Raw genomic sequence first — 11,837 nt, forward strand, 5'->3', positions numbered from 1 at the left:
GTTGTGGCTCGCCGCGCTCAGTTCATCTTGGGCGGCGGCAGCAGATCGCTGGCGGGAATCCACTTGTCGCCAGCCACCTTCATGATGCGGATGCGGTCGTTGCTCAGGCGGTTGCTGGCGGAGACATTGAAGCCCGGGTTGCCCAGCGTGTCTTGCGGCAGCTTGGTCGACTCCATGGCGGCGTTGAAGGACTCGGCGGTCAGGTTGCGCCCGGCCTTGTCGGCGATGGTGGCGAAGGTGGTGTAGGCGTAGTAGCTGAACATCGAGTACACGCCCGGGTCTTCATTGAAGCGCTTCTTGTAGGCGGCAGCCCATTGCCGCACCGCCGGGTTTGCATCATCCGCATAGGGCAGCATGATGAAGGCCGCCGCATGCAGGCCTTCCATGGCCTTGCCGCCCAGCAATGGCACCTGGTGCGCGTAATTGGCCGAGGTGCCGGCGAAAACCGGGTTGAAGCCGATCTTGCGCGCTTCCTGGACCGAGGCGATGTACTCGCGCATCGTGGAGGCGTTGAACACCAGGTCGCAGTTGGCCGCCTTGAGCCGCGCCATCTGCGAGGAAAAATCGGTGGCGCCGCGCTTGTACGACACCTTCTCCACCAGGGTCATGTTCCTGGCCTTGAGATAGGCCTGCACGCCTTCCACCGACTCCCGCCCGTAGTCGTCGTCCTGGTACAGCGCGCCCACCCGCTGGTAGGGCTTCTGCTTGAAGAAGTAATCCATGATGGTGGTGGACATCAGGAAATTGGACGGCCCCAGCGCGATCTTGTACGGGCTGGCGGGCTCATACATGTCGCGCGCGGCGCTCTGCGGCATGAAGTTGAAGACCTTGCTTTGCACCAGGAACGGCAGCGTGGCCATATTGGGCGCGGTGCCCAGGTGGCCGATGATGGCGAACACGCCGTCCTGCGTGACCAGCTTCTGCGCCGCCAGCACGGCACGCTTGGGTTCGTAGCCGTTGTCTTCCACCACCACCCGCAGCTTGCGGCCCTGCACGCCGCCGCGGGCGTTGATTTCTTCCACGGCCATGGTCATGCCGTTGCGGGATTCCTTGCCGTAGTTGACGATCGGGCCGGACATATCGGTGATCAGGCCGAGCACGATTTCCTTGTCGGTGACGCCGCGGGTCTGCGCGCCCGCCCCGGCGCTTAGCGCCAGGGCAAGTGCGGCGATGGTGGTCTTCAGGATCATGGTTGTCTCCTTGTTTTATGGCGCTATGGATATAGGAACTGACGGACTGCCTTGGTCAATGCACGCTCTGCGGCGGCTTGGGTCCAGACTGGATCCGGCTTTGCCCGGCCAGCGGATCCGGCGATAACGAGATGGGCATGGCGGGACGGCCCTGCTCCGCCGTTGCAGGCGTATCGGCCGCGGCCGGCGGTGCCGACCAGCCGGACAAGTGCTGCCCGCCCCGCGCCAGTGCCGCCAGCAACGGCGAGATGTCCCAGTAGTCGTAAGGATTGCCGCGCAGCCGCGCATAGCGCTCCAGTCCCGCCACGATGCGCGGCAGGCCAATGCTGTCGGCCTGCCAGACCGGGCCGCCGAGGTAATCCGGAAAGCCATAGCCGGCGGTCCACACCATGTCGATGTCGCCGGGCCGGCACGCTACGCCCTCTTCCAGCAGCTTGGCGGCCTCGTTGATCAGGGGATAGAGCAGGCGCTCGACGATCTCGGCATCGGCGATATCCATGCGGCGGGCGATGCCGTGCGCGCGCCCCAGCGCGGCGCAGATGCGTTCCGCTTCGGGGTCGGGCACCGGTTGCCCATCCAGATACCGGTAATAGCCCGCGCCGCTCTTGCAGCCGAGCCGCCCCAGCATGAACAGCGTGCGCACCACCGCGCGGTAGGCGGGATCGGGCGGCAGCCCGCCGGCCTTGCCGTACTCCAGCACGATCTTGGCGCCCACGTCGATCCCGGCCAGGTCCAGCATGCGGCATGGGCCCATCGCCATGCCGTAGGCTTGCATCACGGCGTCGAGCCGCGCCGGGCTTACCCCTTCCATCAGCAGGAACTCGCTCTCGCGCAGGTAGGCTTCGGCCATGCGGTTGCCGATAAAGCCGAAGCACACGCCCGACACCACCGCCACCTTGCCGAGCCGCCGGGCCAGCTGCATGGCCGTCACCAGCACATCCGGCGCGGTGGCGCTGCCGCGCACCACCTCGATCAGCCGCCCGCCATTGGCCGGATTGCGGAAATGCACGCCGGCGAAATCGGCGGGCCGGCCGCTGGACTCGGCCAGCACTTCCACATCCAGCGTCGAGGTGTTGGTGGCGATGATCGCGCCGGGCTTGCAGATGCGCCCGAGCCGGGCGCACACATGCTGCTTGAGCGCCATGTCCTCGTCCACCGCCTCGATCACCAGCTCGCAGCCGGCCAGCGCTGCATAGTCCAGGGTTCCCGCGATCAGGCCCATGCGCCTGGCGACCTGCTCCGGCTGTATGCGCCCCGCCGCCGCGCTGGCTTCGTACTGGGCGCGGACCGAGGCCAGGCCCCTCGCCAGCGCGGTGCCGCTGGCTTCCACCAGCGTCACCGGCAAGCCGGCATCCGCCAGGCTCATGGCGATGCGGCTGCCCATGGTGCCGGCGCCGACCACGCCTGCCGTGTGCAGCGCGCGCGGCGCCGCTCCCGCGGGCATGCCGGGCACGCGGGCCGCCTGCCGTTCGGCAAAGAACAGGTGCCGCAGCGCCCGCGATTCGGGCGAGGCCACGCAGGCGGTGAGCAAGGCTGCCTCCATCGCCTCGCCCTGCGCGAATGGCAGCGTCGCTGCCACTTCCACCGCTTGCACGATGGCCGCGGCGGCGGGATAGTGCGCGCGCTGCTGCTTGGCATGTTGCATGGCTTGCGGGAAGAAGTCCTTGGGCAGGCCAGCCACGGGTACGGATAGTGTGGACAGGCGTCGCGGCGGCGCCAGACGCTCAAGCAGGTCTTCCAGGAAGTTGAGGCCCGCGGCCAGCGGCTCGCCCTGCACCAGCGCGTCGACGATGCCGGCGGCCAGCGCCGCCTCGGCGTCGAGCATGCGCCCGCTCAGCATCAGGTCCAGCGCCAGCGCTGCCCCGCAGGCGCGCGGCAGCCGCTGGGTACCGAGCGAGCCCGGCAGCAGCCCCAGCTTGATCTCCGGCAGCCCGACCCGCGTGCCGGGCAAGGCCACCCGGTAATGGCAGGCCAGCGCCAGTTCCAGCCCGCCGCCGAGCGCGGTGCCGTGCAGGGCCGCCACCACCAGCCGTTCGCTGGCTTCAATCCGCGCCAGGATGCGGTTGTAAGGCGCGGCGGAGAAATCCGGCGCGTCGAACTGGGCAATGTCGCCACCGGCCACGAAGGTCCGGCCCGCGCACCAGATCAGCAAGCCATCGAGGGAGGGATCGGCCTCGAAGGCGGCCACCCTGGCATCCAGCGCCGCTACCGTGGCCACCGAGAGCGCATTCACCGGCGGATGGTCGATGCACAGCAGGCCGATGCGGCCGTGCCGCACCAGGCTGACGGGAACCGCTTTGTCTGCATCGCTCATGGCGCCTCCTGTTGGGGCCGCTTGCGTTCAGGCCACCTTGGCCAGGTACATCGACTCGATCAGCGCGCTGTACTTGTCGTTGACCAGCTTGCGCTTGAGCTTCATGGTCGGGGTCAGTTCCTCGTCCTCGGCGCCGAGGCGGGTCTCGATGAGCCGGAACGCCTTGATCTGCTCGACCCGCGCAAACTGCTTGTTGACCTTGTCGATTTCCTGCCCCACCAGCGCGATCACTTCCTTGCTGCGGCACAGCGAGCCGTAGTCGGAGAAGTGCACGTCGTGCTCCTGCGCCCACTGTTCCACGTTGTCCTGGTCGATCATCACCAGGCAGCTCAGGTAGGGCCGGCGATCGCCGATGACGACGGCGTCGGTTACGTAAGGGCTGAACTTGAGCTGGTTCTCCCACTCGGACGGCGTGACGTTCTTGCCGCCGGCGGTGATGATCAGGTCCTTCATGCGGTCGGTGATATAGAAATAGCCCTGCCCGTCCACCCGGCCCACGTCGCCCGTGCGCAGCCAGCCGTCCACCATCGTTTCGGCGGTCTTGCCGGGCAGGTTCAGGTAGCCCATGAACACCTGCGGCCCGCGCACCAGCAACTCGCCCTCGTGGGAGATCTTCACCTCGGTATGCGGCAAGGCGATGCCGATGCTGCCCGGCCGCGTCCGTCCCGGCGGGTTGCAGGTGGCCGCGCCGGTGATCTCGGTCATGCCCCATAGCTCGTGCAGCACGATGCCCAGCGCCATATACCAGCGGATCAGGTCCGGCGAGATCGGCGCCGCGCCGGTCACGGCCAGTTGCACGCGGTTCAGCCCCATCATGCGGCGCACGTTACCCAGTACCAGCGTATCGGCGAGCCAGAGCTTCAGGCGCGCGCCGGGTGGCAGCGGCTTTGCCTGGCCGTCTTCGTGCACGCGGGCCCGTCCGGTGGCAATGGCCCAGTCATAGGCCCAGCGCTGCAGGCGGGTGGCCTCGCGTACCGCGATGGTGACGCTGGAATAGAGTTTCTCCCACACGCGCGGCACCGCCAGGAAAGCATCGGGCTGGATCTCGCGGATATTGTCGAAGATGGTGTCCGGGTTCTCGACGAAGTTGATGACGGCGCCGGACAGGATCGAGTAATACTCGCCGAAGATTCGCTCCGAGACGTGGCACAGAGGCAGGAAGGCCATGCGCTCGCCGATGGTGGTGGCGGGCAGGAACTCGCGCAGCGTCAGGCAGCTGCGCAGCGCATTGCGGTGCGACAGCATCGCGCCCTTGGGCCGTCCCGTGGTGCCCGACGTGTACACGAGCACCGCCAGCGCATCGGCGCTGCCGGCGGCCAGCCGTTGCGCTACCAGATCCGGCTCTCGCGCCCGCACCTGCCTGCCGAGTGCCAGCAGCGCGTCGAAGCTGAGCACGTCCGGGTCGTCGAAGCCGGCCAGCCCTTCCATGTCGTAGACCACCACCTTGCGCAGCCGTGGCAACCGCTCGCGCACTTCCAGGTATTTGTCGAGCTGCTCCTCGTTTTCCACGAAGAGCATCACGCTGCCGGAGTCGTGGCACAGGTATTCCACCTGCGCAGGCGAATCGGTGGGGTAGATGCCGCTTACCACGGCGCCGGCCGTCAAGGCGCCCAGGTCGCTCCACACCCATTCCCGGTTGGTGTTGGACAGCACCGACACCACCTCGCCCGGCTGCAGGCCCAGCTCGGCCAGGCCGGCGGCAACATCGGCCACGATCTCGCCCACTTCGCGCCAGCGGTAGCTGCGCCAGACGCCCAGATCCTTCTGCCGCATCATGACCGCGTCGCCGCGCTCGGCCACGCCATGCCAGAACATTTTCGGCAGGGTGTCGAATGCCGCTTCGGAAAGGGGCTTCATGGTGTGCGCTCTCGCCATTGCCATTGGTTGCTCTCGGAAAAACGGGTGATCGGTTTCGGTTGCAGAGGCCCTTGCCGCGTGCTAGCGCCAGGTCTTGCGCTTCTTCCAGCGGCGCTCGCCGCGCACGCCGCTGTCCTTCATGCCGAGGTAGAACTCCTTGATATCGTCCTTCTCGCGCAGCACGGCGCAGGTGTCCTCGGCCACGATACGGCCGTTCTCCAGCACGTAGCCGTAGTCCGCCGCGTTGAGCGCCATGTTGGCGTTCTGCTCCACCAGCAGGATGGTGGTGCCGCGCTCGCGGTTGATGCGCACCACGATGTCGAAGATGTCCTTGGTCAGCTTGGGCGACAGGCCAAGGCTCGGCTCGTCGAGCAGGATCAATTCGGGCGCCGCCATCAGCGCTCGCGAGATCGCCAGCATCTGCTGCTGGCCGCCCGACAGCAGGCCTGCGTCCTGGCCGGCGCGCTCGCGCAGCACCGGGAAGTAGCCGTAGACCGCCTCCATGTCGCGCGCCACGCCGTCGCGGTCGCGCCGCGTATAGGCGCCCATCAGCAGGTTGTCCCGTACCGACAGCAGCGGGAATACCTCGCGTCCCTCGGGCACATGGCTCAGACCGCGCCGCACGATCTGCGCCGGGTCCATCGCGGCAATGCTCTCGCCCTTGAAGGCGATGCTGCCGCGGGTCGGGTCGAGCACGCCGGAAATGGTCTTGAGGATGGTGGTCTTGCCGGCGCCATTGGCGCCCAGCACGGTGGCGATGCTGCCGCGCTGCACCGCCAGGCTTACGCCGCGGATCGCCTTGACCGGCCCGTATGCGCTTTCCACGTTGGCCAGCGCCAGCACGGGGGCATCCTGGATCTCGCGCATCTTGTCCGTGCCTTCCATCAGGTTCATGCCGCCCTCCGCAGTGAGGCCACGTCGTCCACCGTGCCCAGGTAAGCCTCGATCACGCCGGGCTGCGCCTGCACCTCGGCCGGCGTGCCCTGCGCCAGCACCTGGCCCTGGTTCATCGCCAGCACCCGGTCCGACACGCGTGATACCAGGCTCATGTCGTGCTCCACCATCAGCACGGTGATGCCCAGTTCGCTCTGGATGTCGCGGATCCACCAGGCCATGTCCTCGGTCTCTTCCACATTCAGTCCGGAGGACGGCTCGTCGAGCAGCAACAGGCGCGGGCCGCTGCACAGGGCGCGCGCCAGTTCCACCACCTTGCGCACGCCGTAAGGCAGGCCCGCCACCAGCGCATCGCGGTGTGCCTGCAGGTCCAGCAGCTCGATCATTTCTTCAGCCTTGTGGCGCGCGGCCAGTTCCGAACGGCGCGCTGCGGGCGTGAACAGCAGGTCGGCCCAGAACCCGGCGGCGCGATGCGTGTGATGGCCGATCAGCAGGTTCTGCAGCACCGTGGCGTGCTCGAACAGCTCGATATTCTGGAAAGTGCGCGCGATGCCCTGCGCGGCGATCGCGTGCGGCGGCAACTGTGTCAGCACCTCGCCTTGCCACAGGATCTCGCCGCTGGTGGGCGGATAGATGCGGCTGATCAGGTTGAACACCGTGGTCTTGCCGGCCCCGTTGGGGCCGATTAGTGTAAAGACCTCACCGCGCCGGACATCGAAGCTCACGCCGTTGAGCGCCAGCACGCCGCCAAAGCGGACCGACAGGTCGCGCACGCTGAGAAGAGTGTCTGTCATGGTGCCGGCCTCCTTATTTCAGGCGCTCGGAGCGCTGGAACGCCTTCTGGCGCCGGAACATGCCCTGGCGATAGAAGGGGAACAGTTCCAGGTAAGTACGGATCTTGCACCAGCGCCCATACAGCCCTAGCGGCTCGAACAGGACAAATGCCATCAGCACCGTCCCGTACACCAGCGCCTGCAGCCCGCTGGCCTGCGCGATGGCCGGCGGCAGGAAATCCTTGGCCAGCACGATCGTCTGCGGCATGACGATCAGGAAGATCGCACCGAGGAAGGCGCCGTGCACCGAGCCCAGGCCGCCCACCACCACCAGCAGCAACAGGTCGATCGACTGGGCGATGCCGAACTGCTCGGGCGAGATATAGCGCAGCTTGTGTGCGTAGAGCGCTCCCGCGATGCCGACCAGCGCGGCGGACAGCGCAAATGACAATGTCTTGTAGCGCGCCAGGTGAATACCCATGCTCTGCGCGGAGATCTCGGAATCGCGGATGGCGATGAACGCCCGCCCGGTGGCGCTGCGCAGCAGGTTGAGCACCGCCAGCGTAGCCAGCAGGCAAACCGCCAGCGCCAGGTAGTAGAACGCCACCGGCCCCTCCAGCACGTAGCTGAACAGTTGCGGCGCGGCCACCGGCAGCCCCGCATTGCCGCCGGTCACGCTGTCCCAGCGCGCCAGGACTTCCTCGACGATCAGCCCGAAGGCCAGCGTCGCGATGGCCAGGTAGATGCCCTTGACCCGCAGCGCCGGCAGCCCCACCACCACGCCCGCCAGCGCCGACAGCGCCCCCGCCGCCAGCAAGGCCGGCACGAAGGGCACGCCGTGGCTGGTCAGCCAGGCCTGCGCATATGCGCCAACGCCCAGGAATGCCGCATGCCCGATCGACAGCAGCCCGGTGTACCCGGACAGTACCATCAGGCCCAGCCCCGCAATGGCGTAGATCAGCACGAAGCCAAGCTGCGCGATCCAGTAGCTGCTGGCCCAGCCCGGCGCGATCAGCAGGCAAACCAGCAGCAAGCCATACCAGAACACGTGGCCGGAGTGCCTTGCCAGGCTGAGGTCCTGGCGATAGTCGGTCTTGAACAGGAATCGCATCGCGTTTCTACACCTTTTTACGCAGGTTCTCGCCGAACAGGCCGTTGGGCTTGATCACCAGCATGACCAGCACCACCACATAGGCCGCCACATCCTTGAAGCCTTCCGGCAGGTAGAAGCCCGCCAGCGACTCCACCACCCCAATCACCAGCCCACCCACGATCGCGCCCGGCAGGCTGCCGAAGCCACCAACCACCGCGGCGGGGAATGCCTTGAGGCCGAGCATGCCCATGCTGGCGTGGACAAAGGTGATGGGCGCCAGCAGCAGGCCGGCGATGGCCGCCACCGAAGCCGACAGCCCCCACACCAGCCCATTCAGCCGCCGTACCGGAATGCCCATGTAATAGGCGGCCAGCTGGTTCTGCGAGCTGGCCTGCATGGCCACGCCGATGCGGCTGTAGCGGAACACCAGGTACAGCACCACGCAGAGCGCGGCGGTGACGCCGATGACCGCCACCTGCTCCACGCTGAGCACCAGCCCGCCGGTGCGCCATACCATGCCCTGGTAAGGCACCGGCAGGGTATGCGTGCCGGCGCCGATGCCCGGCACCATGGTGATCAGGCCGCGCATCACGTAGCCCATGCCGATGGTGAGCATCACTACCGTGAACTGCGGCTGGCCGAGGATGGGGCGAATCGCCAGGCGTTCCACCAGCATGCCGAAGCCGGCCATGCCCGCCACCGTCAGCGGCACCGCCAGCAGCAGGGGCAGGCCGAGCATGGTCAGCACCACGCCGGCGAAGGCGCCGAGCATCATGAACTCGCCCTGGGCAAAGTTCACGGTCTCGGTGGCCTTGTAGATCAGCACAAAGCCCAGGGCGATCAGCGCGTAGATGCAGCCCAGCGCGATGCCCGAGATCGTCAATTGCAGGATCTCCAATCTTGTCTCCTGTGCCGGCCGCCCCTTGCCGCGCGCGGTGTGCGGGTGGCCGGGGTCGATCTCGGAATTGGGTGGGTCACGCGCGCCCGATGGCATCGGGTGCGGCACGTGCCGTCTTGCGCTTCGCCGTGTTGCGACTGATGCGACTGGTGCCACCGTAACAAAACTACCGGTGTGGCTCTTGTGTTGACTGGCTGTATATGGATTGGGGATTACCCATGGATAACGCGGCTGGCGCTGTGCGCCAGTTGCGGGCTGGCGGCTTCGCGTTCCCAAGGGGTTTGCCCGGATTCGAAGCGGGCTTGCCAGAAGTCGATGGTTGGTCCTGCCATTGGGTGTTCCTCTTCCTTTTGCGAGATCTTCTTCTTGCGAAATTTCCTAGCCGAGTTCAGATGGTTCTGGTCTGGTGGGGCGAATGCGCCTTGTGCTTTGCGGGTTGGTCGTTGATTCTTTGAGCGGCGTTGGTTTTTGGACCCAAGTGCGTACGACATCCCCCTGCGGGGGACGCCGGTCACTCTTCTTTGCTTCGGCAAAGAAGACTAACGAGAAGAAAGCCGACCCTGCCGGGGGCAGAGCAATCAGGCTATTGGGCGTCGGTGGTTTCGTCGTCAGGCCCAAGGTGCTGGCTGGCGGATCCCACCGGCCCAAAGGACGTCGCTTCTGCATGACCCATGGGTTACGTGGTACAGCCCCTGACCTCGTGTGCGGTGAGCGTTCGACCATCTGCCGTTACCGGTGCGCGCCATCACGACACATCGCCCGTCAATGGTTTCGTGGTGGGGCGGGCGCGGTGGTCACGGTCTTGGGCATATCAATCCGGTGCCACCGCGCCCACGACGGAACCGGTGCGCCTGCAACTTCGTGGCCGGCCACTACGCGAGCGACAGACGGCTTGAAGCAAGTGATGTCTGCTACCGGGGGCCGCACCACGAATCCCGGAAGCTGGCAGGATCGTGGCCAGTCAAGCCGGTACCGGCAGAAGCCCGCCGGCACTCCGGGCCGTACGACGAAATCATTGATATTCGAGAGCCTGATTGCTCTGCTCCCGGCAGGGTCGGCTTTCTTCTCGTTAGTCTTCTTTGCCGAAGCAAAGAAGAGTGACCGGCGTCCCCCGCAGGGGGATGTCGTACGCACTTGGGTCCAAAAACCAACGCCGCACAAAGAATCAGCGAAAGAAGCAGCAGACCCCCCCCCACCATGGGCCACCCCCCCTACTCCAATCCCATCTCCCTCAACCGCACCTTCAACACCTTCCCCGTTGGATTACGCGGCAACGCCGCCACCACCCTCAACGCACGCGGCAGCTTGTAGCGCGCCAGCCGCGGCTCCGCGAAGGCCTGCAGTTCATCCAGCGTCAGGCTGGCCCCCGGCTTGAGCGCCGCCACGGCGACCACGTGCTCGCCCCAGCGCGGATCGGGCGCACCGATCACGGCGACTTCCGCAATGGCGGGATGCTCGTACAGCACGCTCTCCACCTCAGCCGGGTAGACGTTCTCGCCGCCGGTGATGACCATGTCCTTGAGGCGGTCGCAGACATAGTAGAAGCCTTCTTCGTCGGCATAGCCAACGTCGCCGGTACGGAACCAGCCGCCTTCGTAGAACGCTGCGGCGCTGGCGTCCGGGCGGTTCCAGTAGCCCTTCATGATATTGCCGCCACGCGCGCAGATCTCGCCGCGCGCGTGGGGTTCGGTCAACAGCCTGCCCTCGAAATCGCGGATGCTGACTTCAGTCAGCATGGCCGGCGTGCCACAGGAGCCGAGCTTGTCCTGCGCGCGCCCGGGGTCCAGGAAGGTGGTCGCGGCGGCGGTCTCGGTCAGCCCGTAGCCCTGGTTGACGGGGATGCCGCGCGCAACGAACAGCCGCAACAACGGCTCGGGCATGGGCGCGCCGCCCACCGAGATGCCCCGCAGGCTGGACAGATCGGCCCGTTCGAAATCCGGGTGCTGGCTGACAAACAGCAGCATGGCGGGCACGGCGAAGCTCACCGTCACGCGATGCTCGGCCACCGCCTGCATCACGCCGGCCGGATCGAAGCTGCGCTGCAGCACAAGGTGGCCGCCCGCCATCAGGATGGGCAAGCTCACGCAGCACATGCCGCCAACGTGAAACAGCGGAGCGAAGTTGAGCGCGACATCGCTGCTGGCGAGGTCGCTCATCATCATCACGTTCAGGTTATTGGCCCAGAAGTTGCCGTGCGTCAGCATGGCGCCCTTGGGATGGCCGGTGGTGCCCGAGGTGTACATCACCGCGGCCACTTCATCGGGGTGGGTGGAAGCCGGCGGCGGTGCGGCGTTGGCCTGCGTCATCAGCGGCACCAGTGCCTCCCAGCCCGGCGCCATGGTGCGCCGCAGGTAGCGCCGGCATTCCAGGCCCGCGCGCACCTCGTCGATCAGGCCGGCATGGTCTTCGTCGGCAAACAGCGTATGCACGCCGGCATCGTTGAGGATATACGCCAGTTCCGGGCCGGTCAGCCGGAAATTGAGCGGCACGAAGATGGCGCCCAGCCAGCCGCAGGCGAACTGCGTCACCAGGAACAGCGGATCGTTCAGGCCGAGGTAGCCCACGCGCTGGCCACGGCCTATGCCGCCGGCCGCCAGCACGGCAGCCATCCGTTCCACGTCCGCCACCAGTCCGGCGTAAGTCCAGGTCCGTCCCGCGCAGGTCAGCGCCGGGCGGTCCGGACTGCGCGCGGCGCGGCGGCGCAGCCATTCCGCCATGCCGGGCGCCAGCATGGCCGCGCTGTCGCTGTTGTCATGGATTGCGCCGGCAAGGGCCGGATGCAAGGACGATGCTGCGTTCATATTCGGCTCCCGTTCCT

The 11,837-nt window shown here is 66.8% G+C and carries 8 protein-coding genes; all 8 read right to left on the bottom strand.

Annotated features, from left to right (window positions below):
* Positions 1–17: 17 nt before the first annotated feature.
* A complete protein-coding gene (locus AC1DS6_RS32455) occupies positions 18–1,190 on the bottom strand; it encodes an ABC transporter substrate-binding protein (RefSeq protein WP_276285822.1) in 1,173 nt (390 codons plus the stop codon).
* 55 nt (positions 1,191–1,245) lie between these two features.
* Positions 1,246–3,504 carry a 3-hydroxyacyl-CoA dehydrogenase NAD-binding domain-containing protein gene (locus AC1DS6_RS32460; protein WP_477103944.1) on the bottom strand — a complete coding sequence of 753 codons (2,259 nt, stop codon included), beginning with the start codon at positions 3,502–3,504 and terminating at the stop codon, positions 1,246–1,248.
* Positions 3,505–3,531: 27 nt separating this feature from the next.
* Complete coding sequence (locus tag AC1DS6_RS32465) at positions 3,532–5,361, bottom strand: AMP-dependent synthetase/ligase (RefSeq protein WP_477103945.1); 1,830 nt, start codon at positions 5,359–5,361, stop codon at positions 3,532–3,534.
* A gap of 81 nt (positions 5,362–5,442) precedes the next feature.
* Positions 5,443–6,255: an ABC transporter ATP-binding protein gene (locus AC1DS6_RS32470; RefSeq protein WP_477103946.1), complete on the bottom strand. Its 813-nt coding sequence runs from the start codon at positions 6,253–6,255 to the stop codon at positions 5,443–5,445.
* The gene (locus tag AC1DS6_RS32475) at positions 6,252–7,049 is read right to left on the bottom strand and encodes an ABC transporter ATP-binding protein (RefSeq protein WP_477103947.1); all 798 of its coding nucleotides are present in this window, start codon (positions 7,047–7,049) and stop codon (positions 6,252–6,254) included. Before AC1DS6_RS32475 ends, AC1DS6_RS32470 begins: the two co-directional genes overlap by 4 nt.
* A gap of 13 nt (positions 7,050–7,062) precedes the next feature.
* Complete coding sequence (locus AC1DS6_RS32480; RefSeq protein WP_441629605.1) at positions 7,063–8,139, bottom strand: branched-chain amino acid ABC transporter permease; 1,077 nt, start codon at positions 8,137–8,139, stop codon at positions 7,063–7,065.
* Between the two features lie 7 nt (positions 8,140–8,146).
* Complete coding sequence (locus AC1DS6_RS32485) at positions 8,147–9,019, bottom strand: branched-chain amino acid ABC transporter permease (RefSeq protein ID WP_428180351.1); 873 nt, start codon at positions 9,017–9,019, stop codon at positions 8,147–8,149.
* Between the two features lie 1,211 nt (positions 9,020–10,230).
* On the bottom strand, positions 10,231–11,820 hold the full coding sequence (locus tag AC1DS6_RS32490) for an acyl-CoA synthetase (protein ID WP_441629604.1): 1,590 nt from the start codon (positions 11,818–11,820) through the stop codon (positions 10,231–10,233).
* Between the last annotated feature and the right edge of the window lie 17 nt (positions 11,821–11,837).

This window comes from Cupriavidus sp. 05L310, assembly GCF_056398185.1.